Origin of the sequence: Xenorhabdus indica (genome assembly GCF_014467235.1) — a bacterium.
In the GTDB taxonomy this organism is placed as follows: Bacteria; Pseudomonadota; Gammaproteobacteria; order Enterobacterales; family Enterobacteriaceae; genus Xenorhabdus; species Xenorhabdus indica.
On sequence record NZ_NKHP01000028.1, the window covers coordinates 1 to 25,972 of the forward strand.

Sequence of the window (25,972 nt, forward strand, 5' to 3'; positions counted from 1 at the left end):
TTGTTGTCTGCTTCAAGTTCGTAGCGACGACCTTCCGATACTTCATCGGGGATTGTTTCTTTACTGTAAGCTACGTAGTACTGAACTATTGCCATATATTCACCTTTCTATTATCCAGTAAATATTCTTTTGGTTGGTTAAATCACGCAGATAGTATGGCTTGGGTATTGCTTGCCGATTGGCGCGAACGGAGTGTCATTGTCATAATCAGCGGACGGGATGTTCTGCTGAGCGTAGAATTGAGAGCCGGAACTGGCCGATTTCCGTTCATCCCTGTCTTTCAGATTTGTAACCATTTTATCGATGGCGGTAGCCGGTTTTCCCTCCACTTTTTCGGCGATAGTCTGGCGAGAGTCAGCATAGAACGGGATACGGATATCCATGCCGTAAGTATCATCGCCGTTATTCTTTGTTCTGAGTATCTTTTGCAGAACTAAACCAACGCGCTTACCCGTAAACTCAGGCGCAATCAGGTTATTGACAGAAACCATATGGCTTGTGGCCTGACGGACGCCACAGCATCCCATAATGGCCTGCACCATACTGCAACCAAATGTATTGACTGAACCATCTTTTTTCTTGCAGCAGATACTGAGGTAGCTGACTTTGCGTCCGTCATCCGCCTCACCAGAAAACTCGATAAACTCTGCACCGTGCTGGCTTTTGGTCAGTTTCGCTTCGCTGACGGTAATGACATAAGCCCCACTTTCATTGATAAAGCCGCCTTGTCCGGCGCTCATGGCTGATTCTTGGTCATAAGTGAAAATTACATTATTCATGCTGCTTCCTCTGCGTGGGTTTCAAGTCCGTAGTATTCACAAATCGCGTTATCTACGGTGTTAAGGTCGTTTTCGATTTCCAGTGAGTCAAATAAACCCATAGGTGATTTAACGGTGTCGAACCCGTTATTTTGTGTGGTGAAGAGATATTGTCCGTCCTTCACCAGTGTTTTCAGTACGATAGTGAACATGCCTTCGACCGTGATTTTCTCATCCAACATCTTGCCGATGGTTTTCATCTTTACTTTCCCTATCTGGGTTTCTTCCGTGTGTGAGAGAAAATAAATCCTTAAATCATCCGGTGTCTTGCTGATTGCGGTGTTGATCACATTCCATGTGTGAGAACCAATCTCCGTGAACTTATCAAAAGATTTCTCTTCTGAACGGCGCATGAATTCGTTAGCCATCAAATACTGGAAGTCATCGATAACGATGATTTTCTTCCCATAGTTAGCCGCGGATTCAATGGCTTTGATGATGAATTGCCAGGTATCTGAAACAAAAATTGAGGTCTTAGTATTGTTTTTGTTCCACGGCTTCCATGCTGAGGAACGAAACGGTAATGGTTTCCTGACAATCTGTATTAGCAAGGTTTCTTCAGCATTAAGATTACGCAGGCTGGTACTTTTCCCTGTACCAGATTCGCCAAGAATGAGTGTTGCAGTTCCCATATCTGCCTACCTCGCTAACCAATAACAGATAGTGAATTCAATATCAGGATCAATGTCAGGCTGTTTTAATAACCATGTAAAATAGCTGGGATTAGCTTGCTTAACCTCTTCAAATGTCATGCCTTTGTGCTTGCCAAATTTGAACTTGTGCAACAATGAAGGTTGGTTGCTAATTTGCAGCATTTCCTCATCAGACCAACCTGACTCATCCTTGATGCGTTTAAATAGTGCGGCGGTGACTATGCAGTCATACAGCGCCCTGTGTGCATGCAGCCCATCCGGTACAAAAACATCCAGTTTTAGTGCATACCGCAGATATTGGTTACTGTGACTTTCCATGTCTGGCCACAAACGCCTGGCTAATTTCAATGTGCAGATAAAGGGGACATCCATCTCTGGCATCATACGTGAATCGAAAGCGGCATTATGTGCCACCAGAAAATCAGCCCCTTTGTATTTATCAATGACGTCATCTATTAGCGGGGAATCAGCGACCATTTCATCTATAATATGATGAACAGCCATTGCCCCGATTGAGATGGGTTTTTGAGGATTGACGAAATGAGACTGTTTTTCGGTGTAATTGATGATGTTACCTACAATATCAATACTGGCTATCTCAACAATCCCGCTTTCCATATCACAGGTTTCTGTGTCCACTACTCTGTAAATTGCCAAAATTAATCTCCTGTCCAGATGCCACCATGATGGCGGCGAGGTGAATCACCACGGTAGTGGTCGTGTTCTCTTTGATGGGTAGCCCAGTAATCCCGCCACGCCTGACGTTCTTGTTCAGCGCGTTGTTCTGCCATGTGACGCGGTAGTGGGGGATTGACTGCGATTTGGTGGTTGAGTTGTCCTATACACTCGTTATGAACTCGTTCCGGTAATGTTGAAATTGCAGGGTGTGGGGTATCACTTTTGCTCGCAGCGACCAGTTCCCTGAGATATTGCCACCGCTCTACCGGGTCTTTCGGCACATAACATCTTGGTGAGCGCCAATAATCACTGGTCATGTGAAATCTCCCGCGAAATCCATATCGCTAGCTGGTAATCCCTGCTGACCTAATGCTTCACTCTGATATTCCAGTTCCCGGTGCTGGGCTATTTGTTCGTCCATATAGCCTAGGGATTTCCAGTATTCAGACCGCCTGTCCTTATGTTGTTGGTTCATGCGGCCTCCTTGTGCATATGCTGAGCGATAACCATAAGTTCCCGATAGGTAAAGCCGGCCTTTACCATTTCTTCAGCGATTCGTTCTTCATCACAATGTACTCTGGCATAAGCAAACATGTCACTGATATCGACATCCGTTCTGCTTGCATATTCTTTGAATGGAATATCAATGGTCATATCGCCCATATCCGTGTATGTGATATAGGTTCGGCCTTTATTTACGCGCTCTTTACTTTCTACGAAGCTGTAGCTTATTGATGAATACATGAATACCTCCCAGCGATTAAACGGGAATAAATACGATTAATGAGATGAGAAAGAGAGTAATTCGGCGCTTCCATGTGCGCCTGTTCCTGATAGCTTGTGGTTTTGCGGGAACGACCGCGCTTCCATCGTGCATGTTATTACGCATGTAAAAACCCCTCGTTAGTGAAAACGATTAATAAGATCCCTGGTGTTGGATTTATTTTTTAGGCTAGCGAATTAATTTAGGTAATAAAAAGCCCCGCATTGGCGAGGCTGGTTAATTAACTCACCACAGCCCACTCGGAAATGAGCTGGAGTTAGTTACTTGAATAATATGTCACTAAATAGCTTTTCAAAATGATAGGAGTATTCCTTACCCTGCGTGTCACGCGGGGTAAGGAACACCGCATGCTGATATTCTCACTATTATGAAAAGGTATATAGCTGCACCTTGTAATTCACTACGATGCTCGCTAACTGCATTCATCAATTGAGTGAACAATTCTCTAACATTAGTTGGCATACAAGAGCCTGAGGCAATTTGATAAGCCATTGACAGCGCCTGCTCTGTATTTTTTGCTGATTCTAATTTCTGATACGCTAATGCTATTTCTTTAGTATTCATTATTATTTCACCTCAGAATTAAATTGTTTATTTGGAATGAGCTGGAGTGAGTTGCCTGCTTTTAGCCACATCAGGCGAGGTGGTTTCCTCACTTCCCACAGTCAAGGAAAATCGATATATTTACTATCCCACAGTCAAAAAGGAAAAATTAATGTCTGAAAAATTAGTAAGCCCATTACTGAACCCAACTGATGCTGCTTATCAGGTTGTAATGGAATTAGTAAAAGCTGGCACGTTTTCGCATCCATCGACTTCTACTGTATCCAGAGCAGAAAATATAATTGCAGTATTTGACGCACTAAAAGGGCGTTTTGAGAAACTTAAAAGTGAAATTAACTCTCAATAAGTTTTGAAAAGCCTTTTGCCAAGCTTTCAGCCAGATTTTCCAGTTTGGCTGTTTGCTTCTCTTTGCATTGATTGTCAACCAAGACCAATTCGCGGATGGCAATTGTTTTATACACTTCAATTGCGGCTATTTTCGCAGCATCTGGTAAATCTTCAAATTTCATCATTCACTCCAATTATTTATTAAATGTGTCTGGATATTTAGCCACCTCAGACGGCAGTGGTTTTGCTACTCCCCAGCAACAAAATCGTTTATGATTCAATTACCCCAGCAAACAAGAAAGGAATAATAAATGACTGAATTATTAGAGAGACAAGATATGATTATCCGCACAATGAATGACAGAGATCATTTAATGCGTCCAATAAGTGCTGAAAAATTCCAGTACCTTATTAATGAGCTGGGTGAAGAAAAATTAGCGGAAGATATTAACTACCTGCAATCTATTGGATTAGTTCAATTAGGCGCTGTCGGGATTGGTACTACCGATGATGAGCTTTATTCATTTAATCCCCATAAAATGGCATTGACTGCTGCGGGTGTTGATTATGCTAATATGGACACCATCGGAAATAAAATAAATACGGTGACGATTAAGATCCACCAAAATACCCTTGAACAGCTTGAAGCAATTATCAAATCCGCAAACTTACCTGAATCAGAAAAGAAAACGCTTTTGCAATTAGTGAAAGAAAAGGGTGCAGAATCCGTTGTTGGTAAGTGCGTTGATACTTTGTTCGCTAATGCAGGCACTGTGTCACAAGTTCTTTCTGAACTGGCCAAAAGTGCATTCTAAGGTCTTGTTGTAACCCCGCCCGACTCCGATCTACGGCGGGATTTGGTTTTGGTTGAAACTCGCTCTTTTGATGGATCGCTATTTACTGCCGTAATGAAGCTGGTTAATGCGTTAATAGTGTCGCGTTCCTGTTTGGTAATGCGTGATTTGGGTTCGCGGTTCGACCAGAATGCTTTTTTCCGTTGCTTTTGTAGTTGCTTCTGCGCCTGATTAATCGCGTTATCAATAGCACTTTCCAGTTTATCGAAGTTCCCATTCACATGATCTTTGTACATAAATGTTTCCCCGTTAATTGGTTTTGATGCTATGGCGATGAACACCACACCTCAAAGCCAACTGCACTTTGAACCACACTCTCGCAGTGGTCGCGCTCATGCCCTTGAGTTCCTGCCGCATCTTTGCCGCTGATAACCGGTGCAAGTTTGGCTTTCTTGCTGCCTTACCGGAGCTACTTGTAATCTATGAACCTTGACCCGTCGCTACACAGGCTAACCATTTGGCTACTCAGGGATGCGTCACTACCGCATCATCAAAGCATTACGCTTGCGGTCTATCCGCTTTGCTAAACCATGATTGATTCTCCTATTTTTAATAATAAATACACCTAACACTGTCCGCCGCTTGCCTGAGATGCCATATACCCCGTGAGGTCTGGAGATGTCAGGGAACTGAGTTGCGCAGATCTCTCTGCTCAGCATTAGATGTGATTCCAAATTGTTAAAGAGCATATTTATTTATCTTTCGGCTGTGTGCCTTGGATGAATTCAATATAACTATGGTTATGATTATTGGCAATAACTTTTTTCATGTTAAATATGAATTAAGTTATAAATGTTTGAGTAGGAAAGGAATTTTTTTTGAAAAAAGTTATGGGAGATGAGAGATGGGAATGATAAAAAAGACCGCATTATGCGGCCTTATGGAGAGATGATTAATCTAAAAAGGATGCCACCCAGAAGACTTTACCCAGTATTTCTACGCTATCCATTGAGACTTCTTCATCTGGATACTCTTCTTTCTTGAGGCTTCTGATGGTGATTTTATCGTGCGATGATCTGATTAAAATCTTTATCCTTTTCCATCCGTTTTGATTAATTGCGTAGACTTTACCGTCTATAACTTTTTTGTTATCACAATTAATAGCGACAGTTGCATCATTGGGTATCAAAGGTGCCATGCTATCACCTTTGGCGGGGAAGCATAGTACTCCTTTACCATCAGGATCAGCTCCAACTCTTCTGAATGTAGGCTTAGAGAATCTCAGCTTAAACCCTTTATAATCCGGCTTACTATATTCACCATTGCCATAGACATAATCGATATCTGTCAAAAATGGCACTTCTACTTCATCGAGTTCTAAGGGTGCTGGTTCGTCCCATCGTTGGATATTTTCCCACTCTTCAAAAGGGTGGGAATTAGGATTAGCAATTTCACCTTTACCACTAACAAGCCATGTAGGATTCACACCCAAAGCTAGGGCTATTTCAAGTGACTTTCTGGAGGATTTTGCTTTCCCTGAAACGAGCTTAGCTATAGCTGGCTGTGAGATACCAACTCTTTGAGCTAATTGCTCTTGCGACATTTTTGCCGCTTCTAATGCTACTTTCAGGCGTTCAGATAACGTTTTCATGCGTGGAATATATAACCTCAGTTATGCAAAATCAAAGAACCAAAGTTATTGCGTTTATCCATAACATTGGTTATATTTCATTTCAATTGTTACTATCAGAGGTATAACCATGAATATAGTTATTCAACGTGCTATTAAGATCGTTGGTAGCCAAGAAAAATTGGCTCTCCTCTGTGATGTTAGCCAGCCAGCAGTACATAAATGGCTGAAAGGAGGGCGAGTATCTCCACAGCGAGTACTTGCCATCGTTAACGCCACGGATGGATTAATCAAGGCACACGAAATTCGCCCTGATTTGCCACTTTTGTTCCCTCGTGTGGAACACGCAGCATAACTGCATAGCTCTTTAACAATCTATCTTCACGACAAGCTATTAGTGAACCCTAGCAAATCAAAATAGCGCCGAGTAAGAACTTAGGCAATCGGGATGCAGATTCCGTAAAGGCTTATTCACCAAGAGGCTAAGTCGTGTTAACCACTATTTATAGCAGAATAGTGGATTCATTCGTTTAACACTTAAACCAAATTTAACTCTGGATAATTTAACTTATGGAACACGCAAGTGCACGCAATACACTCAATACGAGTAAAAAATTTATAAGTAATCATTTGCTCTCTTCGGTATTACAGCCCATCAGAGATGTTACACAAAAGGTCATCGCTGATAACTTAGGTGTTGCTGAATCAACCATTACCCGAAGAATTGTTCATTTCCAACATGCGACTGAAATCATGGCTCATGCTGGAATAGTCGATATTGTGAAAGATAGTGAACGAAAAATTAGTGAGGAAGAGTATCGATACTGGCTTATCAGAATGATACAAGCCTCTGTTCAGAACTTGACATTTAATTTCAATGGAGAAGTGAAGATATCTTACGAGGAATATAGATACCTGCTTAAGCAGCAGATTGAATTAGCAGAAATGAAACTCAGGAACTTTATATGAAAAAGCCTCAACTATTAGGAGTAGCTGAGGCCATGCAAAATATTCTTAGAGTGGAAAATTTTACGGAGCAATTATACATGAAAACCAAATTTAATCACATAGCCGTGCATAAAAATAACCTGCGCGATAGGGAGGCTCGTTCCGTTACCAAGGAAGGAGTTAAACATCTTCGTGCTCTTTTAGATGACGCGAAACTACGGAAAGAACTTCGAAAAGAGCTGATTGGAGATGATCGCCATGAGTAACATTGCAAGAATGGCTGATTACCGTCAGCCAATAACACAAGAGAAAGAGGAAAGTGTGAATGGTGATATCGAGTTCATTAAAATGCCTCGTAGTCCAAAATTAGTTTTAATGGCGCACAGCAACAAGGAGATAACCTATCGGCAGTACAGGATCATTGATGCCATTATTGAAAAAACGTTCGGCTGGCATAAGCGGTTTGATAGAGCAACTAACACTCAGATAGCAGAAATGATTAACCTACACCACACTCATGTGAGCACCGAAATTAAGGAGTTAACACAAAGAAAAATACTTATTAAACAAGGAAGTATGATAGGGCTAAATTTGGAAATTTCTGAGTGGATTTTAGATGTTAGCCAAAATAGCAAACCTTTAGCCAAATCAGCTAATAAAAGTTTAGCTAAAACAGCTAAAAAAAATAAGCCAAATCAGCTAAACACAAAAGATACTATTAAAGATAATAAAGAAAAGATCCCCCTTACCCCCACGGGGGAAGAAAATCTCGCTCTCGAAATACTGGATTATTTCAACCAGATCACCAACTCCCGGTTTCAATCCACGACTCCAATCCTGAAAGCCCTCTCCACCGTGAAAAGCAAAGGAGAATGCTACACACCGGATGAAATCAAGTTGGTGATTGAGTGGGCGGTGACACAATGGAAACACGGAGAAAAACTAAAACCTGAAAACTTGTTCCGCATGACCAGGTTCGATGGTTACCTGTCTGACGCGGTTAAGTGGAAAGAACGTATTGACAGGAATCCTGCTGACTGCCCTCACGCTGAGCTAATCACGCTCTGGAATAACAAGCTCCCTGCTCGCAGCGTTGACGCTCAGGAATGGACACAACGCCGACCCGCCTACCGAAACCTTGAAACTGTGTGGAACGGCAAAACCAACAAAGGGAAATGGCGGGAAGTTCAACACATGGCAACCTGCTTTGAGTTGATCAGCCAGTCGTCACTGTTCAGCCAACTGGATGAAAAACCGTGGCTAACACTGGACTGGGTACTCAAGCCAGAAAACTGGCCGCAGGTTTATGAGCAGGCAAAACGGGAACATATCGCAAGACGTAACGGGGGTTAATATGGAAAAATTTTCTGATATTCACACAGAGCAGGCGGTTATTGGCGGGATTTTAGTGGCAGGTAATGAGTTTTCGGATTCTGCAATCAACGCCGTTGAGATACTGGCGGAAAGTGATTTTAGTTCTGTGTCTCACAGGCTGATCCTGAGAGGCTTGAAGAAACTCAATGCTACGGGTAGTAAGTTTGATCTGGTGTTGTTGAATAGCGAGCTGGAACAAAGTGGTCATGCTGAGCATTGCGGCGGATTTGGTTACATTGCTGAATGCGCAAAACATGTTCCCAGTATTCACCTGCTACCAACCTACGTCGATAAACTCAAGCAGCTATCAATGACCCGTGAGATGCTTTCCGTACTGCATACAGGGATCTCCAGAATAACCCAAAGCGGGATCAGCGCAGTTCAGGATATTGCGGGTGATATTGAGAACCAAATATCCAATATCGGGAGTGCTAACGATGGCGGAACTGCTCATATTATGGAAGGCGTGGAGGAGTCGATAGAAATTATTGAGTCGATGATCAACGGTGAAATTTGGAAGCATAAAACACTGCTTGGAATGCCAGATATAGATAGAACATTTGGTGGTTTTAATAACACGGATTTTATTGTTATTGGCGGTCGTCCGGGTATGGGTAAGACCATGATGAGTACGGCAATCACTAAGGCGGTCTCTATTGGCAAGAAAAAGCCAGTGATGTTCTTCAGTCTGGAAATGCCGAAATGGCAGATATCGGAGCGAATTGCGTTTCATCACGCACATGTTCGTAAAGAAGATTTGCTTGGGGAAAATAACAGGGAACACATGATGGATGAGTCATGGGGTAAGCTGGCACATGCTCTGGAAGATATCAAAACCTCACCTATTCATATCAACGATAAACCCTCAATGACTATCAATGAAATCCGATCTGAAGCCAGACGGATGCACAAGAAGACTGGCGGTCTTGGTCTGATCATCGTTGACTACCTGCAAAAAATGAAAATGACCAATCCCGACAACATGAATCAATCCGTGGGCGAGATAGCGACGGGATTGAAAAATCTGGCTAAGGAACTGAAATGTCCTGTTGTGGCTTTAGCCCAGCTAAACCGTAACTTGGAGCAGAGAACCAATAAGCGGCCAGTGAATGCCGACTTGAGAGAATCAGGCGTTATCGAGCAAGAGGCCGATGTTATTTTCATGGTCTATCGTGATGAAAAATATAACCCTAATACGGAGATGAAAGGGATTACTGAGATTATTTGCACCAAATCACGACATGCGCCGGGGGCTGAAAAGACGTATTACTTCACCAATACCCACGGTGGATTAGATCCGGCAGACCTGAGCAGAGTCAAGAAAGATAACTATCAAGACGATATCGAGTTTTAATACCACAAGAAGAACCTGAGATGACACAGCAAGAAAAACCAGACGCTAAACAGCTAATAGAGCGCACCAACCACGCATTATTGAAGGTGATATCGAAAATTTGCCTCATCATGACATTGGATGAATCGGACGAATCAGACCGACTGGAGGCATTGCGTCTGGCGAAATACCAGAATACGGAACTCGAAAAATGGTTACTGGAAGAAAATGCGGGATAAAAATTAAAATAATCACGTTGAATTGATTCATGCCGTTATTTCTTCGTGAGATTAATGTGGGGAGAATTAAATACTATAAGTCATAACATTGGGTTATTTCGAATTAAAATCCCTCAGAATGAATTGTGCGAATTTTTAAGGGCATGATTAAACAATAAACATATCAGTGTATTCAGGCTTGGAATCAGAGGGCAAATGGAAATACAAATGGTCAAATCGCCGGGAGGTGTGTTTGTCCCCGCATTCGAACATGACTTACCCCGGTTAACAAAATTCAAAAATGGCGAGATGTACACCGCCGATATCAAACTCACCAGAAACCCCGCTTTTCACCGCAAAATGTTCGCCTTTTTCAAGTTCTGCTTTGAGCACTGGTCTGCTGATAAGGCGGGATTGGATTGCATGGATGAACATAGCCAGTTTACCCGATTCAGGAAGGATTTAACCATTCTGGCGGGATTCTATGAACAGACTGTCAGGCTTAATGGAGAGATACGGACAGAGGCCAAGAGTTTATCTTACGCCAACATGGAACCGGACGCATTTGAGCGTTGTTACAGTGCCATGATAAACGCAGCGCTCAGGCATATTTTCAGGGGCTGCAATCAGATAACTGAGAATCGGTTATTGTCATTTTTTTAATTCAAGCAGGAGCAAAACAGGTGAAACAACAAACTTACCGCAGTAGAAAATGGCTGGCAGCCGTTGGCCAGATTGAATGCTGTGTCCGGTGTGGAAAATACGGTATTCAGGTGGCTCACCGAAATGAGGGAAAAGGCATGGGGTTAAAGGTGGATGATAGCCTCACGGCGGCGCTGTGCCCTGAATGTCATTATGCTATCGATAACGGCTCTGACATGAGCAAAGAAGAACGCAGGCACGAGATGGACAGGTCTATTGTGCTGACCGTTAAGGAACTGACCAGGAGGGGATTGGTCGGGGTACTATGAGAACCTACCATCTAAAATTGCCGTGGCCACCGACAGTGAACCATTACTGGAAGCATTCAAAAAGGGGTCACTACATAACAGCAAAAGGCAAAGCGTACCGACAACAAATCATAGAACTCATTGAGCAGCAAAACTTAGATATCCTCACAGCATCCCGCATCAAAATAAAAATAATCGCCCATCCCCCAGACAGACGCCGAAGAGACATCGATAACCTGCCGAAAGCGGTCTTCGATTCGCTGACTCATGCCAATTTCTGGGTCGATGATAACCAGATTGATGATATGCAGATCATGCGGGGTGATCTGGTTAAAGGCGGTTGTCTCGATGTCCAGATATGGGAACTGGATTAATGGAATACACAGACTTACATGCAGCGATAGAAGAAGCGCGATGGCTGAAAACTAAATCAGGCAATCAGCGTTGTGTCATACAGAAACCAAATGGAGAAATGGTTATCAGGGAAGAAAGAAAATTACGCACAAATAGAGTCATGTATTCGACCCGTCTCGATAAAGTTCATACAGTGTTACCGGAGGCAAGATGAGTTACATTGGAGAAAAGCAGCTCACCAAAGAGCAACAAGACTGGATCGATAACTGGCTAAATTTATGGGGAGCATGGGTTTACAGTGGCAGAATTGATAGACGGCAAATCAATATGATTTATAAGTTCATGATGAACGTAGAACCGTGTAAGCATCAAGAGAGACCGATGTGCAATGATGATGATGGCATGCTGATTTCTCAGGTTGTCGATTCTGTCATGTGCATTGACCGGAAAGCCTACGGTATTTTACTCAGTTACTATGCTCACAATGCCTCGAAACTGGCAATTTCAGCTTATTATCATAAGGTTGCAAGTCCACGCAGAATGATGACGCGTTCAGGAGGGAGATTGAAAAAGCCATCAATGGGGACGTGTCGGAATGAGGTGAATGAAATTCTTAATGCAAGTCTTTATCTTTTATACCAACCTTTGAAAAATGCGTTTAATTCGCGTAAACGTGTAGAGAAAATTAAAAAGATTGCGTAGAACGTGTTGACTTTAATTATCAAATTAGCAATACTTTTTGGTAAGGTTGCCGTCAGTGTTTCTTAGGTGCCTTACCAGAACAAAACTCCCGCACTTGCGGGTTTTTTTATGTCTGAAATAAACATAAGACTTGCTGTTGTGATTGGTCAGAGTTACATGTGTGTTCACGCCGAATAACTGACCAAAGGTTTAAAATTATCATGCTAAAACATGAAGATATGACAACAACAGCTTCCTGCGTTTTAGAAACAGTCCCCCTGTATGACTGGGCGTCTGTTTCAGACATTTCTACCTTAACGGGGCTATCAAGGCCGCGTTGCCAGTTGCTTTTGACTCAATTTTGTCTGGCTGGTCTGATGGAAAGCCGGGACAATGAGACGTATTTCAAACGTTGCCCGTAACAGGATAACGTATTAACGCGGGGCGGGTGAATGACATCCGCCTTTTGCTTATGGCTTTCCAGTGAACCTGTCAGCGTCGATGTATGGAATAGCCAGTGAATTTAAGCAGTACCACATTAATTAACGACGACTCTCTGAAATTTATCAAAACTCTGCCGGATAACTGTATCGACCTTATCGCCACTGACCCGCCATACTTTAGAGTAAAAGACTGCAGTTGGGATAATCAGTGGAACGATGTGACGGCTTACCTTGTGTGGCTGGATGAACTCCTGGCTGAATTCTGGCGGGTACTGAAACCCAATGGCAGCCTGTATATGTTCTGTGGCTCGCGTCTGGCCTCTGATACCGAGCTGCTCGTTCGTGAACGCTTTAATGTGTTGAACCATATTATCTGGGCGAAACCGTCCGGCCCGTGGCGCAGACAGAATAAAGAAAGCCTGCGAATGTATTTTCCGTCCACTGAACGTATTATTTTTGCCGAACATTATCAAGGCCCCTATCACCCGAAAGGCGATGGCTATTCCCGCCAGTGTCGGGAACTGAAACAGTCAGTGTTTAAACCACTGATAGATTATTTTCGTGATGCCCGGAAAACGTTAGGTGTCACGGCAAAAGAAATTCACGCTGCTACAGGTAAGCAGATGGCGAGTCACTGGTTCAGCGATAGCCAGTGGCAGTTACCCAGTGAAGGGGATTATCAAAAGCTGCAGGTGTTATTTGATCGCATAGCGAAAGAAAAGCACCAGCGCGGGGAACTGAACATCCCATATCCTGAGCTGGTGGAATCTCATTTAACCCTGTCTCGTCAGTATGACGAATTGCGGCAGGAATACGGCTTAATGAGACGTCCATTCACAGTCACGGCTGATGTGCCTTATACCGATGTTTGGCAGTTTGCTCCTGTTCAATATTATCCGGGTAAGCATCCTTGCGAAAAACCCGCTGATTTAATGAAGCACATTATCCAGTCCAGCAGTCGGGAAGGGGATCTGGTGGCTGACTTCTTTATGGGTTCTGGGGCGACGCTGAAAGCGGCGTTGAAGTTGAATCGTCGCGTGTTGGGTGTGGAGCTGGAAGAGGAACGGTTTAAGCAGACTAAGCAAGAGATAAAAGACTTGAGTTCGTAGGTTAATAAATCACCTATCACCTTTCAAATTATAAGCCTTGCTATAGTAGTAATCCGGTTGAGATGGGAACTTAGTTTAAGTAAGTTTTCCGGTGAGTTAACAGTAGGATGAAATGACCTTTATTAATAATTAAGTGAGGTGTTTATGTCTGACGTTAATAAACCAGATAACACTGATCGTAAGTGCCCATTCGATCCTAACCAATATAATATTGGCGACAATAACATAACCGTGCCAGCCGGTACTTCCGCATGGGCACTAAGTTTAGTGTATTTAGGAAAACAGGTGCATCGTAGTGGCTGGAATGCCCCGATAGAGCATATGCGTCTTGCTCATAAATCAGAGGCTGGTAATACAGATGATGGAGATGCTTATATTGAAAAAAGTGATAAAGATGGCTATTGGTCTCGTTGGACACCGAGACAGGACGATTTATTAGCCTGTGATTGGGCTTTGCTGGAGTCAGAATCCAAACCCGAGTGCTCAGAAGATACGATGATATCTTTTCATCTCACATTAGGAACTGGTGAACTTGAAGATGTGGGGCAAAGTTGGGGTTATATGACCGAAAAAGGGCATTTTGATTCAAGTGATGCTATTTTTGGTACTTTGTCTGACTTCCAAAGCAACATAAACATTACAAACATAGTATCGTTCATTTTCTATGGTGACACTATAACGCTGAAAGTGTCTTCCAATACCGATGATTCTGATAAAATGTTAGAGTTTATTGCTAAGAATCTCCATGTTACTGTTGATAATAAAACGTATATTCTTCATTTTATGATGACTGAACACCCGACTGACTCCGATATATATAGAGTGGATTATAGTCCTAGTGATGGTGATGAAATAAAATTAGGTGAGGTATTGAAGCAAACAAATAAGACTAAATACTTTTGCTTCAGATGGGTTTAACACTAACTCACCACCTTGAATTCAAGGCTGCGATCCTGCGAGCTTTTTGCTTTCTGTTAGTAGTAAACGTTGAGTTTACAACTAAATGCGATCATGTTCAGTGGTCATTCAGTAATTAACGCGACAAAAGGTTGCATTATTTGACAAGGTGTCGCATTATATTGGTGAGTAATCATGTACCAGTAGAACGAGGGCACGACACAATGGCTACTAGTATCCGTTTAGATGATGACTTCGTGGATGATGTAAAAATTCACGCCGAAGCATCAAGCAGGAGTGTGCCAAAGCAGATCGAGCATTGGGCTAAGATAGGTCGTATCGCCGAAGATAACCCAGATTTGCCATACTCCTTTATCCTTGATGTCTTACTGGCGAAAAGCGAAGTCGATAATGGTAAGGTGTCGCGTTATGTCAGAAGGACCAAAAAGTCCCAAGATTGATGTTTATGAAACAAGACGTTTCTCTAAGGCATTATCTAAGTTACCTGAAAATCTTCTTGCTCTTGTGGAAGATGAGATCGGAAAGATTATCGACGACCCTGAAATTGGTGAACAAAAGAAAGGGGATTTAAGTTATCTTCGTGTTCACAAGTTTCAATTGAATAACCTGTTAACCTTGCTGGGTTATCACTGGGTTGAAGATAAAATAGAACTGTACCTGTTAAATTTTGGTCCTCATGAAAATTTCTATCAGGAACAGAGGCGACACAGAAAAGCCGATTTAAAGTTTATTAAATAAATTACAAGGCTGCGCATTGCGTGGCCTTTTTGTATTTCAGCCAAAGTAAACAGCCCCTGAGTGGGGCCGTTGGGTTATGGAATGAGTTGCTCTGGCGTGCAGTCGTATAGTGCAGCCAGTTTTTCCCGTGTGCGCTTCTGTGGGCGATCGGATGCCTCCCACTGAGACACGGTTGATTGAGCTGTGTTGAGCTTTTCAGCGACTTCGTATTGAGACAGCCCACGATAGATGCGCCAAGCCGCCAGAATAGAAACATCCTGGTCAACCATGATAGACACAACGCCGTTAGGCACGGTCACATCATCGTATTTTGACGGAGTGTAGGGCACATCCTCCCAATCTCCCTTTGCGCTGATAAGTTTTTCGTATTCAGCTACTGGCAGGACAACATACAGCGGTTTTCCTGCTTCATCGTTTATGTATTGCATTGTCATATATTCATCCGAGTGGCTAAGAGTCGCGGTGAATTTAATAATGAGGAAATGGCGGGTTACCCCGCCTAGTACGTTGTCGATGTTCTCCGTTTGACTGCCATTATCGAGCAGATAACCGGTTCGCCGTCAGTGATTTCGAAGATTATCCTGTAGTCGCCGACCCTTAGTCTGTACTGGTTATCAAGGTCATGAAGCTTCTTGATGTCCAGTGTTACTGCAGGAAAGGTTTCAAGTTGGTTAACCTTCTCATTGATAGCTTTCCGGTATCTGGTATCGATTGAAAGCAACTGTTTTCGTGCTTTCCTCGTCCATTGAACCGTAACCATCGTTTCCTCATTTGTTAAAGAACATATCCGCTTGGGATGATTAGATGATAAGATTAAAATCGTATTTTGTCAACTAAAAATGCGATTAAAATGCGATATTGTTTTCAGGGCTGCGTTATTTGCGTGGTCTTTTTAATTTATGCCACCGCAATCACTCACAGAACCTCAGTATCTCCTATTGCGGTTGGCACCCTATTAACCCACTAGCGAGGTTTATCATGACATTATCTTTTGAAGTTGGTATGCCAACAACGGCGACTAGTCTCATGTTTGCTGGTTGTCATCGTGATGTCGGAATTGGCTCTTTCACTGTCAATATGCTAACGGGAAAGCAATTAGCTGTTGATGTCAAAGTATCAGGATTTTGCGGGCATGAAGATTATGAAAATAAACTTATCGTAAAGTATAAAGAAACCTTTGATCCTGAAAGCACCTTTGCTGCGTTTTTTGAACGTGCTGAAAATTATGCAAAACAATACTGCGACCAAATTGGGCTGACAGAAAAAGCGGCCTAAAGGCCGCAATGTATCATCTATATTTTGTTGGATCTTTTGTTAAGGCAATAGCGGCATCAATAGCGTCTTTTCCTGACCAGACTTGCTGCTTTAATGCCTCTAAAGACGCGACAACTTCATTAGTGAAATTCTCACAACCGGGCTTGCTTTCTAAGTTTTTAAGAATATGGTGAATAAGTAGCTGGACTACAGTTTGTTGTCCTTTCATCTCTTCTTTAATTTGGTTGAGATAGAATTCTGTTTCTTGGTCTAGCATTTGCGTCCTTTTTGCTGAGGTAGTCAGCCATCCCTCTATTCGTTATTGGTAAATATTTGGCTGATCTAACAGTATACCTTAACTATTAATTTGTTACTTTTAACCTACTCACAGGGGCGAACCTATTTCACCCCACGGACACCCATTGTTCTGATGGGGTGGAATATGAAAATGAAAGAAAATCCTGATATCTGGGTACATCTTGGTGACTGGCTCATATCGATAAGAGAGCAAGGCATCGGGGCAACCCTCGCGGGAACGATGGCATTTCTTCGCGGTCGTTATCAAGGCGGAGGTTGGTTAAAGGTGTCAATCGATGCCTTTATGTGTGCCATGTTCGCTTGGTTCATTCGTGATGTATTAAATCTGTTTGGGCTGAATCCTGACTTGGCCTACATCGGTAGTGTAGTGATTGGCTATCTGGGAACAGATTTTATTGGTCAATTACTGCGTAAAGCGGCGGAGAAGAAAGCGGGAGGCACTTCTGATGGAAATCAGCACTAAAGGCCTGGAGTGCATCAAACAATATGAAGGCCTGAAACTCAAAGCCTATCCCGATCCGGCTACTGGTGGTATCCCGTGGACAATTGGTTACGGTCACACAAAAGATGTCAAACCGGGACAAGTAATAACAGAGCAGCAGGCCGAGGCATTCCTACTTGATGACCTTAAGCTTATTTACCTCACCTTTGAATCAGCCGTGAAAGTATCACTGACTCAGGGGCAGTTTGATGCCCTGTGCTCGTTCATCTTCAATTGTGGTGCGGGTAACTTTGCTCGTTCTACCTTGCTGAAAAAACTCAATGCCGGTGACTACCAAGGTGCAGCTGATGAGTTCCAGAGATGGAATAAGGCAGCAGGTAAGGTAATGAACGGTCTGACTAAGCGTAGGGCATCTGAACGCCAGATGTTTTTGTCATGAAGCTCAATTTTACCTACGGCGTGGTGATTGCGCTGATTATTGCTTCCGGTGCGGCTTACCTCTATCGCTCTGGATATAAGAAACAGCTTAGTATTAATAGCGACCAAGCCACCGAAATCCAGCAACTGACCGACAGAATCAACTACCAGAACACGCACATTGACATGCTGCATGAGTTAGACAGCAAACATACTCAGGAACTCGCCAATGCCAAGACTGAAATTGACAGGCTGCATACTGCTTCTCTTACTCACCCTGAACGGGTGTACATCAAGGCCGAGTGTCCAGCGTCTAAAGCCACTGCCACCTCCGGCATGGCTAATGCAACCAGTGCCCGACCTGCAGACTCCGCTGTCCGAAATTATTGGTTACTCAGAGAGCGCATTGCCACCTCAGAGCAAATGATCCTGGGGTTACAGGAGTATATTAGGGCGCAGTGTGTGAGATGAAAGCCCCTGCAATGAGGGGCTAATCATTAGCTAACTGACAGTGATAGCTTTTTACCTACAGCGGTAAGTGCCCGGCTGATAGTATCAATTTTAGTGGTATGACGTGGTGCGAGTATTCGTTGGATCTCAGGGGGACGAATACCGGTTAAGCGCGATAACTCAGCCTTACTGACTTTAGCCGTTAGAAGCTCATTATTGAGTAAGATTTTGGCATATACGCTATCAGGTAAATATACCCATTGTTCATCCGCTTGAAGTTCAGGGTCAGGCAGAGGAAAGTTTTTATCCTCGTCAAAGTAAATCTCGACACTGGAAAGTAAAACATCCTCGGCCATTTCCATTGCTTCGGGGATATCTGCACCACAGGTGATGGCTTCGGGAATATCCCTGAATGTAACTGTATATCCGTTCTCTTCTTTCGCAAATTTTGCAGGATAGTACATAGTGGCCTCTTTAATAATTTCTCGGTGCAGTGATAGCCCTCGTATTGAGGGCTAGAGTTTATTTTAAATCTAATTGTTTCTTGACTCCTTCGACTAACCCCGTTGTCAACTCCTGACTTGGGTGTCTGGGGGAGGTGGCTTATTTTACCTTTGTAGTAGAGTTTCAGATGTTTTTTGCCATTTTAAAAATTCACTTTGTTTCACTGCACCTCCGTTTCGTTAACTTGAAATTATTATATGCAAAAATGCTAACAATGGCAAGTTTAAATTAGCATTTTTGCATATTGGTCTTACCGCGCATTCACACGCACCTCAATAAAAACGCAGAGCCTTACAGAAAGTCGAACCTGAGAAATCCGTTAATGGGTATTTCTGCGGGCGGTTTTTCTGTGTGAACAGGTTCGATTTTCTATAAGGAAATACCAGATGAGTACAGCATTAACTTTCAAAGAACATGAAATCGTCCCATTTGATAACGGTGACGGCAAGATTTGGTTTACCAGTAAACAAATGGCTGAGCTTCTGGATTATGCTCGTGAAGACTCAGTCTCAAGGATTTATGACCGTAACAAAGATGAGTTTTCACCTGATATGACTATGGTCGTCAATTTGACGGTCAGCGGAGAAATCAATGGGTTACAGCATAAGGCGATCAGGATTTATTCTCTTCGTGGTGCTCACCTTGTAGGAATGCTGTCAAAAACCAAAGTCGCTAAAGCCCTTCGTAAATGGCTGCTTGATTTAGCAGAAAAGGAGCATCAACCGCAGAACTTATCTTTGATGGATATGGAAAGCCTCAAAGAACTAACCATCGGTGAAATGCAAAATCGTCTGGTTACTGCCAATAAGTGGTCATATGAAAACTTCGGTCGCAAAGGTAGTGATTTGATGAACCTGCGTAAACGTCACCTCAAGAAGATTCGCAAGGCCGAGAAAGCCATTCTCGAATTATCACAGCTTACATTACCCGGCCTTGATGAGTTCCCCGATGAGGGAGAACCCGCATGAACCACGAACAATTTATTGAGAAGAACATACAGGCCGAGTTAACCAAACTCGGCTTTTCTTCATCTATCGCGGGGATGGCAAGTGACCGGGCAGTTGAACATTATCGCCGTTCTGGATCAGCCAGCAGAAAGGGCAAGCTGTTTGATGATTGCTTGAATCTGGCCAAGGCATGGGCCAGCAAGTATTCGATTGAGAAGCCCCAGATAAAGAGGTGATCGTGAAATACATATATCCAGTCATGCTGGACGTAACTATCGCGTCCTTTTTATTTATTGGCATCACACAAAATATCGAAGGCTTTGTCAATGTCGGTTATTTCGCTGGCTGGTTCTTTGGCGTGGTTAAATTTCTGGCTTATTTACCAGAGACTCACTCGCTAAAGATTACAAGCACATTCCGCCAGTATTGAGTTAGCAAAGTAAGGAATAACAATGGCAGCGCCAAAGGGCAATAGATTTTGGGAGGCCCGAAGCAGTCATGGGCGGAACCCGAAGTTTGGTTCGCCTGAGGAACTGTGGAAGGCATGTTGTGAATACTTCGCATGGGTAGAAGATAATCCGTTGCATGAAACAAAGGCATTTCATAATCAGGGAGAAATAGTCTACGCAAAACTGGCAAAAATGCGTGCGATGACAATATCCGGCCTGTGTATTTTTTTGGATATATCTCGTTCAACATGGAACGAATACGCAAAGCGTGAAGATTTTTCGAACATCACTACGCGCACAGAGCAAATTATCTATGACCAGAAATTTTCGGGTGCAGCGGCTGACTTACTTAATGCCAATATCATTGCGCGTGATTTGGGATTAAAGGAGCAGACAGTTAACGATCATCTTTCTACTGATGGTTCAATGTCTCCCGCCAAGATAGTACTGGTTGCGGGAGGTCAGAATGATAACAACGAGCATTGAACTGCCGCCGAAACTTATTCCGGTCTTCAGTGGTGATTACCGTTATCGCGGCTCTTACGGTGGACGCGGTTCAGGCAAGACCCGCACGTTTGCCAAGATGAGCGCCATTCGGGGTTATATATTTGCAGAGGCAGGCACCGAAGGGGTGATCCTGTGCGGGCGTGAATTCATGAACTCACTGTCTGAATCCTCAATGGAAGAAGTCAAGCAGGCTATCAAATCCGAACCGTGGCTGGATAACTATTATGAGATGGGCGAGAACTTTATCCGCACCAAGAACCGCCGTGTCTGGTACGTGTTTGCCGGATTGCGCCATAACCTTGATAGCATCAAATCCAAAGCCCGTATTCTGATTGCGTGGATAGATGAGGCGGAATCTGTTTCCGAAATAGCCTGGCGAAAGCTGATCCCAACGGTACGTGAAGAAGGCTCAGAAATCTGGGTGACATGGAACCCGGAAATTGACGGCAGCCCGACCGATAAACGCTTTCGTAAAACACCGCCTGACAATGCCTGCATTGTCGAAATGAACTATGACGATAATCCGTGGTTCCCGGATGTACTGGAACAGGAACGCCTTAACGATCAGGTCAGACTGGACACCTCTACTTACGCCTGGATATGGGAAGGCGCATATCTGGAAAACTCAGATAAGCAAGTGCTGGCGAACAAATACAAGATTGAAGCGTTTCCTGATGACCTGTGGCAGAAAGCTGACCGTTTGTTATTCGGGGGTGACTTTGGTTTTGCCAAAGACCCCAGTACGCTTATCAGGATGTTCATTCTGGATAACTGCCTGTATATCGACCGTGAGGCTTACGGTGTCGGGGTGGAACTCGACCACATGCCTGCGTTTTATGACCAGCTACCTGAGGCGCGTAAATGGCCCATTAAAGCCGATGCCGCCAGACCGGAAACGATCAGTTATCTCCGGCGACAAGGGTTCAATATTGCGGCTGCCAAAAAGTGGCAAGGCAGTGTCGAGGACGGCATCACTTACCTGCGTGGCTTTAAGCAAATCTATATCCATCCTCGTTGTAAATACACAGCAAAAGAAGCCCGGTTGTATTCCTACAAAACAGATCGCATTACAGGTGAGGTACTGCCAGTCATTGAGGATGCCAATAATCACTGTTGGGATGGTATCCGGTACGGTTTGGACGGGTATATCAAGCAAAAGAGCAGTGGTGCATTTTTCTTTTAAGGAGTGTCTTTCGTGAGTGAAAGTAAAACCGAGTTTCTGATGAACAGCCTGGCTGACACACTCAATAAGCGGATGCTGTATGCGTCTGGCGGTGTGAGCGGCAATACCAAACGCACCAATATCTATGCGGAGTTTGGTTACCCAGAGCGGCTGACCTTTCGTGAGTATTACAACGCCTATGAACGCAACGCGGTTGCGAATGCCGCGATCCATCGGCTATTAGATGGCTGCTGGCAGGATAACCCGACCCTGATTGAGGGTGAAGAGAAGAAAGAATCCACTGTGACCAGTGCCTGGGAAAAGCACGTCACGAAGCTGTTAAAACCGTTCTGGGCGAAAATCAAAGACGCTGACCGCCGGAATATGATCGGGCATTACTCGGCGTTGCTGATTCAGGTCAGGGACAGTCGGGCATGGTATGAGCCGATTGATACGGCGGTGGTATCACGATTAAAAGCCGAGGCACTGGTGAACCTGATCCCGGTCTGGGAATCTCAGTTGACCGTGGCGGAGTGGGATACGGATATCAATTCAGACACCTACGGGCAGCCAGCCATGTTCAACTTTGATGAACGTCCGGTCGGCCAGGTTGAGATACAAGGGCCAGCCAAGCAACTCGCTATTCACCCCTCACGGGTGATTATTTTGTGCGAAGGGGCGGAGGATGGCGATATTTTCTCAGGCACACCCTTGCTTCGGGCAGGCTATAACAAACTGCTGGATATTGAAAAGGTCTCCGGGGGCAGTGCCGAAGGATTCCTGAAAAACGCTTCCCGCCAGATTGGGGTGGAGTTTGATAAAGAAACTGATTTACACAATATCACCACGGCGGCGGTTCAGGCCGGTTATCCAGATCTGGGCGCCGCACTGGAAGACAAAATCCACAAACTTAACCGGGGGACGGATTCTGCTGCGGTGATGCAGGCCGGAAAGCTGAATGTCTTGTCAGTGACACCGGGCGATCCTACACCCACATGGGAAGTCACTACCCGTGAGTTCTGTGCTTCGGTGCAAGTACCGTTTACTGTCCTGTTTGGTACGCAGACCGGAAAATTAGCCGGTGATAAAGATGATGCGACTTGGAAAGTCCGCCTGAACGGTCGTCGGTGGGGATTTCTGACCCAGTATATTACCCGATTGATAACGCGATTGTGGGAAGTGGGCATTATCGAACCGCCTCAATCGGGCGAAGTCACCATTGCCTGGTCTGACATGCTCGCCGCCAGTGAGCAGGAGAAGATCGACAATATGATAAAGATGGCCGAAGCGGCACTGAAAACCCAGCAGGCATTCGGCACACCGATATTCACGGCCAATGAAATTCGTACCGTGGGTGAGCTGGAGCCGTTGGAAGATGAGCCGGAACCACAGGGTGCAGAAGGAGATCCGCTGACTGATGACCAAGAGCAGAATCGGCACCCCGATCATACCGAGAAATAAACGCGACCCGACTCAGTCATACCGACCCGTTAATAAGATGTTCCGGGATATCGAACGGCGCTATGACGGCATCAAAAAAGCCCTCAGACAGTTATTCGACTGGCAATTAACTGGCAGAACACAGGCAAGCAATGCCGGGCTATCGTATACCCTGCATGGCAACATACTCTATCAAGTCAATGCGGGAAGTTTTATCTATGACCTGTCAGCCAGTGAGCTGGCCTTATTGCTTGAGCGGATACAAATCATTTTGGACGACTATCTGCTGGCAGGCGGTAACGACCAGCTATGGGCTTTCAGCTATGTGGCGGAGGAATACCAGCGCGGAACCGTAAACGCTTATACCAACCTGTCGGCACAATCAGCCGTCTATGCGCAGCAAACCACGCTTGCGGCGCTGTTATCAACACCTGCTTATCAGAATCAGGTGGCGGCGGCGTTGGTGTCTGCCTACAGCGACTGGAAAGGGCTGTCTGATGCGGCAAGGGCCGATTTATCCCATGTTATCGCTGAGGCGATTGCCCGTGGCATTAATCCCAGAGAGACGGCGGTGATTATCAGCAAGCGCCTTGATGTGTCGATGAGCAGAGCGAAAAATATCGCCCAGACGGAGCAGGTCGGTGCATTGCGACAAGCCAACTGGAACGAAATGGCGTGGGCCAGCGGGCGGTTAGGACTGAATACCCGGTTGCTGTGGTTATCAGCTTTAAAACCTACCACCCGGCAATGGCACGCGACGAGGCACGGGAAACTCTACACCAAACCGGAAGTAGAGGAATTCTATGCCAAAAACGGTAATCGCTACCGCTGCTACTGTGCGCAACAGCCTGTAGTGCTGGACGATAACGACAAACTGTATAACACGGGCCTGACCGCGCGGCTGGACGCAGAGCGCAAAGGCTGGCAGGGCAATTCATCTCAGTAACAACGCAAAGAGGCGACGACATGGAATTCTATGGAATTCATGTTAAGTCACTGGCCTTAAACTCCGCCAATATCGCAACAGAAACCCTTGATGGTGATGAGCATATCGTCATTCGTGGCGTGGTGCCTGTCGTGGATGATGTTGTGATGAACGGAGGGTTATATCCCGCCAGTGAAATTAACAAGAGCTATCAGTCAATGGAAGGGAAACCGGTGCCTTACGGACACCCGAAAATTGACGGTCAGTATATTTCGGCTGACAGGCCCAGAGCCGTGAATCAGTTTCATATCGGTGCCTGGGCGGAGAACGTACGCAAAGACGGTGACCGGGTGATGATGGATGTGAAGGTCAACCGACGCTTTGCGGAATCCTCTGATAAGGGAAAAGAATTTTTATCCCGTGTGGATGACATTATCGCCGGGAACAGTGCCGATCCTATTCATGTTTCCACCGGATTACTGCTCCAGCGAGAACAAAATAAGGGCAAGTCAAAAGGCAAAGCGTATAGCTGGATTGCCCGGAATATGCACTTTGACCATATCGCCGTATTGCCCGCCAGTGAGCCGGGAGCGGCGACACCGGAAGAAGGGGTGGGGATGTTTGTTAACGCTGACGGTGAGCGCCTTGAAGTTGAACAGGTCAATTTGTCTGAAGCCGCTAATTGCACCCAAGAGGGACTGATTGATAAGGCAAAGTTCTTTTTTAGCAACGCAGCCAATTTTTCATTCGACGACATTTATTCTGCATTGAGAACGCAGTTAAAAGCGACTTACGCCGATGATGACTGGCCTTACCCGGAGACGGTCTGGCCTGACAAATTCATCTATTACCACTTCGGTAAAACCTACCAGCAAAAATACCTCATGAACGATGACGGTACTGCCGAACTCGTGGGTGAGCCTGTGGAAGTGGTACGCAAGCCCACTGAATACGAAGAAATAAAAACCAATAAGGAACACAACCCGATGAAAGACATGATTATTAATGCGCTGAAAGCCGCCAACAAAGCCACAGACGGTAAATCTGACGTGGAATTGCTGGCTGCTTATAACGTATTGAAAGAGGCAGAGCAAAAAGCTAGGGAAGAGAAAGAGAAGAAAGCAAAAGAGAAGGATGTAATAACCAACGCCAACGACATGCCCGACTGGGCGAAGTTAATGAGCGATGAGATTAAAGGGCTGAAAAGCGTATTGACTGCCAATGCGGACAAAGAAAAAGCCGACAAACGCGCGGCAGTCAAAGCGAAATTCGGTCTGGATGACATGGCAGTTAACACACTGGAGGGCGCGGCACTTGATGGCCTGTATGCGCAGTGCCAGTCCTCAATCGGGCTGAATTCAGCCTTTACTCATACCCCTTCAGAATCATTCACCTCAATGCCGGAGTAACAAACATGGCGAAAAATGGAAAACGCGTTATTCATGCGGGCGGTTTATTCCCTAACCCGATGCTGAACAGAGAAGGGGTAGCCGCAGTCGATACGCTGCCCGGCACGATTGGTTATTTTGACAAAGGCAAATTCAAAGCCTCCGCAGACGGCAAAGAGACGGCAATACAGTATGTCGCCAATATCGACTATTTGCGTTGCCAGACAGTGGATGATCCTATCAAAACCGGTGAGGTGGTCGTGAGTATGCAGCCGTTGGCAGGCATGTTCCTGAATATCCGTGCGGCTGCCGGCACGTACAGAAAGGGGCAACCTGTGGCCGTGGCTAACGGTCAGATCACTGCGGCAGGTGAAGGGGCTGCTGTCTTTGCCTATATCGAAGAAGACAACATTACAGCTAAAGCGTGCGATCTGGTTCGCGTAGTATTCAAGTAA

At 44.7% G+C, this 25,972-nt stretch carries 45 protein-coding genes; 31 read left to right on the plus strand and 14 right to left on the minus strand.

Going from position 1 to position 25,972, the window contains the following annotated elements; all coding sequences use genetic code 11:
* Positions 1 to 137: 137 nt before the first annotated feature.
* The 7 genes from Xind_RS16925 to Xind_RS16955 form a co-directional block, all read right to left on the minus strand.
* On the minus strand, positions 138 to 779 hold the full coding sequence (locus tag Xind_RS16925) for a DUF669 domain-containing protein (RefSeq protein ID WP_187650543.1): 642 nt from the start codon (positions 777 to 779) through the stop codon (positions 138 to 140).
* Complete coding sequence (locus Xind_RS16930) at positions 776 to 1,450, minus strand: AAA family ATPase (protein WP_187650544.1); 675 nt, start codon at positions 1,448 to 1,450, stop codon at positions 776 to 778. The genes Xind_RS16925 and Xind_RS16930 overlap by 4 nt, the downstream gene beginning before the upstream one ends.
* Before the next feature lie 6 nt (positions 1,451 to 1,456).
* The gene (exoX, locus tag Xind_RS16935; RefSeq protein WP_276511097.1) at positions 1,457 to 2,128 is read right to left on the minus strand and encodes an exodeoxyribonuclease X; all 672 of its coding nucleotides are present in this window, start codon (positions 2,126 to 2,128) and stop codon (positions 1,457 to 1,459) included.
* A 2-nt stretch (positions 2,129 to 2,130) separates the two neighbouring features.
* Positions 2,131 to 2,466: a hypothetical protein gene (locus tag Xind_RS16940; RefSeq protein WP_187650545.1), complete on the minus strand. Its 336-nt coding sequence runs from the start codon at positions 2,464 to 2,466 to the stop codon at positions 2,131 to 2,133.
* Entirely contained in the window at positions 2,463 to 2,624 is a 162-nt protein-coding gene (locus Xind_RS16945; protein ID WP_187650546.1) for a hypothetical protein, read from the minus strand. The genes Xind_RS16940 and Xind_RS16945 overlap by 4 nt, the downstream gene beginning before the upstream one ends.
* Complete coding sequence (locus Xind_RS16950; RefSeq protein WP_187650547.1) at positions 2,621 to 2,893, minus strand: hypothetical protein; 273 nt, start codon at positions 2,891 to 2,893, stop codon at positions 2,621 to 2,623. Before Xind_RS16950 ends, Xind_RS16945 begins: the two co-directional genes overlap by 4 nt.
* A 364-nt stretch (positions 2,894 to 3,257) precedes the next feature.
* A complete protein-coding gene (locus tag Xind_RS16955; protein ID WP_187650548.1) occupies positions 3,258 to 3,497 on the minus strand; it encodes a hypothetical protein in 240 nt (79 codons plus the stop codon).
* Positions 3,498 to 3,648: 151 nt separating this feature from the next.
* On the opposite strand from Xind_RS16955, the gene Xind_RS16960 reads away from it, so the two are divergent.
* Positions 3,649 to 3,843 (plus strand): hypothetical protein, encoded by a 195-nt coding sequence (locus tag Xind_RS16960; RefSeq protein WP_187650549.1) that lies wholly within the window; start codon positions 3,649 to 3,651, stop codon positions 3,841 to 3,843.
* Here Xind_RS16960 and Xind_RS16965 read toward each other — a convergent pair.
* On the minus strand, positions 3,830 to 4,009 hold the full coding sequence (locus Xind_RS16965; protein ID WP_187650550.1) for a hypothetical protein: 180 nt from the start codon (positions 4,007 to 4,009) through the stop codon (positions 3,830 to 3,832). The genes Xind_RS16960 and Xind_RS16965 overlap by 14 nt on opposite strands.
* Positions 4,010 to 4,135: 126 nt before the next feature.
* On the opposite strand from Xind_RS16965, the gene Xind_RS16970 reads away from it, so the two are divergent.
* Complete coding sequence (locus Xind_RS16970) at positions 4,136 to 4,639, plus strand: hypothetical protein (protein WP_187650551.1); 504 nt, start codon at positions 4,136 to 4,138, stop codon at positions 4,637 to 4,639.
* Here Xind_RS16970 and Xind_RS16975 read toward each other — a convergent pair.
* Entirely contained in the window at positions 4,636 to 4,914 is a 279-nt protein-coding gene (locus Xind_RS16975; RefSeq protein WP_187650552.1) for a hypothetical protein, read from the minus strand. The two genes, Xind_RS16970 and Xind_RS16975, sit on opposite strands and share 4 nt — an antisense overlap.
* 656 nt (positions 4,915 to 5,570) lie before the next feature.
* Positions 5,571 to 6,269, minus strand: a complete 699-nt coding sequence (locus tag Xind_RS16980; RefSeq protein WP_187650553.1) for an XRE family transcriptional regulator — start codon at positions 6,267 to 6,269, stop codon at positions 5,571 to 5,573.
* Positions 6,270 to 6,378: 109 nt separating this feature from the next.
* Between Xind_RS16980 and Xind_RS16985 the strand changes: the two genes are divergently transcribed.
* The 16 genes from Xind_RS16985 to Xind_RS17060 all read left to right on the plus strand — a co-directional run bounded on the left by Xind_RS16985 (position 6,379) and on the right by Xind_RS17060 (position 15,314).
* Positions 6,379 to 6,603: a transcriptional regulator gene (locus Xind_RS16985; RefSeq protein WP_187650554.1), complete on the plus strand. Its 225-nt coding sequence runs from the start codon at positions 6,379 to 6,381 to the stop codon at positions 6,601 to 6,603.
* Between the two features lie 215 nt (positions 6,604 to 6,818).
* Positions 6,819 to 7,217 (plus strand): hypothetical protein, encoded by a 399-nt coding sequence (locus tag Xind_RS16990; RefSeq protein WP_187650555.1) that lies wholly within the window; start codon positions 6,819 to 6,821, stop codon positions 7,215 to 7,217.
* Positions 7,214 to 7,462 (plus strand): hypothetical protein, encoded by a 249-nt coding sequence (locus Xind_RS16995; RefSeq protein ID WP_187650610.1) that lies wholly within the window; start codon positions 7,214 to 7,216, stop codon positions 7,460 to 7,462. Before Xind_RS16990 ends, Xind_RS16995 begins: the two co-directional genes overlap by 4 nt.
* Complete coding sequence (locus Xind_RS17000; protein WP_187650556.1) at positions 7,455 to 8,549, plus strand: replication protein; 1,095 nt, start codon at positions 7,455 to 7,457, stop codon at positions 8,547 to 8,549. The genes Xind_RS16995 and Xind_RS17000 overlap by 8 nt, the downstream gene beginning before the upstream one ends.
* Position 8,550: 1 nt before the next feature.
* Complete coding sequence (locus Xind_RS17005) at positions 8,551 to 9,924, plus strand: replicative DNA helicase (protein WP_187650557.1); 1,374 nt, start codon at positions 8,551 to 8,553, stop codon at positions 9,922 to 9,924.
* 20 nt (positions 9,925 to 9,944) lie between these two features.
* Positions 9,945 to 10,142: a hypothetical protein gene (locus tag Xind_RS17010; RefSeq protein ID WP_187650558.1), complete on the plus strand. Its 198-nt coding sequence runs from the start codon at positions 9,945 to 9,947 to the stop codon at positions 10,140 to 10,142.
* A 195-nt stretch (positions 10,143 to 10,337) separates the two neighbouring features.
* On the plus strand, positions 10,338 to 10,784 hold the full coding sequence (locus tag Xind_RS17015) for a DUF1367 family protein (protein ID WP_187650559.1): 447 nt from the start codon (positions 10,338 to 10,340) through the stop codon (positions 10,782 to 10,784).
* Between the two features lie 20 nt (positions 10,785 to 10,804).
* The gene (locus Xind_RS17020) at positions 10,805 to 11,092 is read left to right on the plus strand and encodes a hypothetical protein (protein ID WP_187650560.1); all 288 of its coding nucleotides are present in this window, start codon (positions 10,805 to 10,807) and stop codon (positions 11,090 to 11,092) included.
* Entirely contained in the window at positions 11,089 to 11,445 is a 357-nt protein-coding gene (locus Xind_RS17025; protein WP_187650561.1) for a RusA family crossover junction endodeoxyribonuclease, read from the plus strand. Before Xind_RS17020 ends, Xind_RS17025 begins: the two co-directional genes overlap by 4 nt.
* Positions 11,445 to 11,639, plus strand: a complete 195-nt coding sequence (locus Xind_RS17030; protein ID WP_187650562.1) for a hypothetical protein — start codon at positions 11,445 to 11,447, stop codon at positions 11,637 to 11,639. The genes Xind_RS17025 and Xind_RS17030 overlap by 1 nt, the downstream gene beginning before the upstream one ends.
* Positions 11,636 to 12,127 carry an antiterminator Q family protein gene (locus tag Xind_RS17035; protein ID WP_187650563.1) on the plus strand — a complete coding sequence of 164 codons (492 nt, stop codon included), beginning with the start codon at positions 11,636 to 11,638 and terminating at the stop codon, positions 12,125 to 12,127. Before Xind_RS17030 ends, Xind_RS17035 begins: the two co-directional genes overlap by 4 nt.
* A gap of 200 nt (positions 12,128 to 12,327) precedes the next feature.
* Complete coding sequence (locus Xind_RS17040; RefSeq protein ID WP_187650564.1) at positions 12,328 to 12,528, plus strand: helix-turn-helix domain-containing protein; 201 nt, start codon at positions 12,328 to 12,330, stop codon at positions 12,526 to 12,528.
* Between the two features lie 95 nt (positions 12,529 to 12,623).
* Positions 12,624 to 13,658: a DNA methyltransferase gene (locus tag Xind_RS17045; protein ID WP_187650565.1), complete on the plus strand. Its 1,035-nt coding sequence runs from the start codon at positions 12,624 to 12,626 to the stop codon at positions 13,656 to 13,658.
* A gap of 144 nt (positions 13,659 to 13,802) precedes the next feature.
* Complete coding sequence (locus Xind_RS17050) at positions 13,803 to 14,576, plus strand: Thoeris anti-defense Tad2 family protein (RefSeq protein WP_187650566.1); 774 nt, start codon at positions 13,803 to 13,805, stop codon at positions 14,574 to 14,576.
* 203 nt (positions 14,577 to 14,779) lie between these two features.
* Positions 14,780 to 15,016: a ParD-like family protein gene (locus Xind_RS17055; protein ID WP_187650603.1), complete on the plus strand. Its 237-nt coding sequence runs from the start codon at positions 14,780 to 14,782 to the stop codon at positions 15,014 to 15,016.
* On the plus strand, positions 14,985 to 15,314 hold the full coding sequence (locus Xind_RS17060; RefSeq protein ID WP_187650567.1) for a type II toxin-antitoxin system RelE/ParE family toxin: 330 nt from the start codon (positions 14,985 to 14,987) through the stop codon (positions 15,312 to 15,314). The genes Xind_RS17055 and Xind_RS17060 overlap by 32 nt, the downstream gene beginning before the upstream one ends.
* A gap of 74 nt (positions 15,315 to 15,388) precedes the next feature.
* Here the strand turns inward: Xind_RS17060 and Xind_RS17065 are convergent, their stop codons facing one another.
* Both Xind_RS17065 and Xind_RS17070 read right to left on the minus strand, forming a co-directional pair.
* Entirely contained in the window at positions 15,389 to 15,748 is a 360-nt protein-coding gene (locus Xind_RS17065; RefSeq protein WP_099122581.1) for a helix-turn-helix domain-containing protein, read from the minus strand.
* Between the two features lie 65 nt (positions 15,749 to 15,813).
* Positions 15,814 to 16,074, minus strand: coding sequence for a type II toxin-antitoxin system RelE family toxin (locus tag Xind_RS17070; RefSeq protein WP_099122580.1), 261 nt, complete (start codon positions 16,072 to 16,074; stop codon positions 15,814 to 15,816).
* Between the two features lie 218 nt (positions 16,075 to 16,292).
* Between Xind_RS17070 and Xind_RS17075 the strand changes: the two genes are divergently transcribed.
* Positions 16,293 to 16,589: a hypothetical protein gene (locus Xind_RS17075; protein ID WP_187650568.1), complete on the plus strand. Its 297-nt coding sequence runs from the start codon at positions 16,293 to 16,295 to the stop codon at positions 16,587 to 16,589.
* 13 nt (positions 16,590 to 16,602) lie between these two features.
* Here Xind_RS17075 and Xind_RS17080 read toward each other — a convergent pair whose 3' ends face one another.
* Complete coding sequence (locus Xind_RS17080) at positions 16,603 to 16,845, minus strand: hypothetical protein (protein WP_187650569.1); 243 nt, start codon at positions 16,843 to 16,845, stop codon at positions 16,603 to 16,605.
* A 171-nt stretch (positions 16,846 to 17,016) separates the two neighbouring features.
* On the opposite strand from Xind_RS17080, the gene Xind_RS17085 reads away from it, so the two are divergent.
* Genes Xind_RS17085 through Xind_RS17095 form a run of 3 tightly spaced genes read left to right on the plus strand, consistent with a single transcriptional unit; the run spans position 17,017 to position 18,216 of the window.
* Positions 17,017 to 17,349 carry a phage holin, lambda family gene (locus Xind_RS17085; protein ID WP_187650604.1) on the plus strand — a complete coding sequence of 111 codons (333 nt, stop codon included), beginning with the start codon at positions 17,017 to 17,019 and terminating at the stop codon, positions 17,347 to 17,349.
* The gene (locus Xind_RS17090) at positions 17,333 to 17,767 is read left to right on the plus strand and encodes a lysozyme (protein WP_187650570.1); all 435 of its coding nucleotides are present in this window, start codon (positions 17,333 to 17,335) and stop codon (positions 17,765 to 17,767) included. Before Xind_RS17085 ends, Xind_RS17090 begins: the two co-directional genes overlap by 17 nt.
* Positions 17,764 to 18,216, plus strand: a complete 453-nt coding sequence (locus Xind_RS17095; protein WP_187650571.1) for a lysis protein — start codon at positions 17,764 to 17,766, stop codon at positions 18,214 to 18,216. Before Xind_RS17090 ends, Xind_RS17095 begins: the two co-directional genes overlap by 4 nt.
* Positions 18,217 to 18,242: 26 nt before the next feature.
* Here Xind_RS17095 and Xind_RS17100 read toward each other — a convergent pair whose 3' ends face one another.
* Positions 18,243 to 18,659 carry a type II toxin-antitoxin system HicB family antitoxin gene (locus tag Xind_RS17100; RefSeq protein ID WP_187650572.1) on the minus strand — a complete coding sequence of 139 codons (417 nt, stop codon included), beginning with the start codon at positions 18,657 to 18,659 and terminating at the stop codon, positions 18,243 to 18,245.
* Positions 18,660 to 19,085: 426 nt separating this feature from the next.
* Here Xind_RS17100 and Xind_RS17105 point away from each other — a divergent pair, with 426 nt between their 5' ends.
* Genes Xind_RS17105 through Xind_RS17145 form a run of 9 tightly spaced genes read left to right on the plus strand, consistent with a single transcriptional unit; the run spans position 19,086 to position 25,972 of the window.
* Positions 19,086 to 19,667: a BRO family protein gene (locus Xind_RS17105; protein WP_187650573.1), complete on the plus strand. Its 582-nt coding sequence runs from the start codon at positions 19,086 to 19,088 to the stop codon at positions 19,665 to 19,667.
* The gene (locus tag Xind_RS17110; protein WP_187650574.1) at positions 19,664 to 19,882 is read left to right on the plus strand and encodes a hypothetical protein; all 219 of its coding nucleotides are present in this window, start codon (positions 19,664 to 19,666) and stop codon (positions 19,880 to 19,882) included. The genes Xind_RS17105 and Xind_RS17110 overlap by 4 nt, the downstream gene beginning before the upstream one ends.
* Before the next feature lie 2 nt (positions 19,883 to 19,884).
* The gene (locus tag Xind_RS17115) at positions 19,885 to 20,076 is read left to right on the plus strand and encodes a hypothetical protein (RefSeq protein ID WP_187650575.1); all 192 of its coding nucleotides are present in this window, start codon (positions 19,885 to 19,887) and stop codon (positions 20,074 to 20,076) included.
* 22 nt (positions 20,077 to 20,098) lie between these two features.
* Positions 20,099 to 20,581: a DNA-packaging protein gene (locus Xind_RS17120; RefSeq protein ID WP_187650576.1), complete on the plus strand. Its 483-nt coding sequence runs from the start codon at positions 20,099 to 20,101 to the stop codon at positions 20,579 to 20,581.
* Positions 20,562 to 21,785, plus strand: coding sequence for a PBSX family phage terminase large subunit (locus Xind_RS17125; RefSeq protein ID WP_187650577.1), 1,224 nt, complete (start codon positions 20,562 to 20,564; stop codon positions 21,783 to 21,785). Before Xind_RS17120 ends, Xind_RS17125 begins: the two co-directional genes overlap by 20 nt.
* A 39-nt stretch (positions 21,786 to 21,824) precedes the next feature.
* On the plus strand, positions 21,825 to 23,225 hold the full coding sequence (locus Xind_RS17130; protein ID WP_246432595.1) for an anti-CBASS protein Acb1 family protein: 1,401 nt from the start codon (positions 21,825 to 21,827) through the stop codon (positions 23,223 to 23,225).
* The gene (locus Xind_RS17135; RefSeq protein WP_246432586.1) at positions 23,182 to 24,150 is read left to right on the plus strand and encodes a phage minor head protein; all 969 of its coding nucleotides are present in this window, start codon (positions 23,182 to 23,184) and stop codon (positions 24,148 to 24,150) included. The genes Xind_RS17130 and Xind_RS17135 overlap by 44 nt, the downstream gene beginning before the upstream one ends.
* Positions 24,151 to 24,170: 20 nt before the next feature.
* A complete protein-coding gene (locus Xind_RS17140) occupies positions 24,171 to 25,538 on the plus strand; it encodes a DUF2213 domain-containing protein (RefSeq protein ID WP_187650579.1) in 1,368 nt (455 codons plus the stop codon).
* Positions 25,539 to 25,543: 5 nt separating this feature from the next.
* Positions 25,544 to 25,972 carry a hypothetical protein gene (locus Xind_RS17145; RefSeq protein WP_187650580.1) on the plus strand — a complete coding sequence of 143 codons (429 nt, stop codon included), beginning with the start codon at positions 25,544 to 25,546 and terminating at the stop codon, positions 25,970 to 25,972.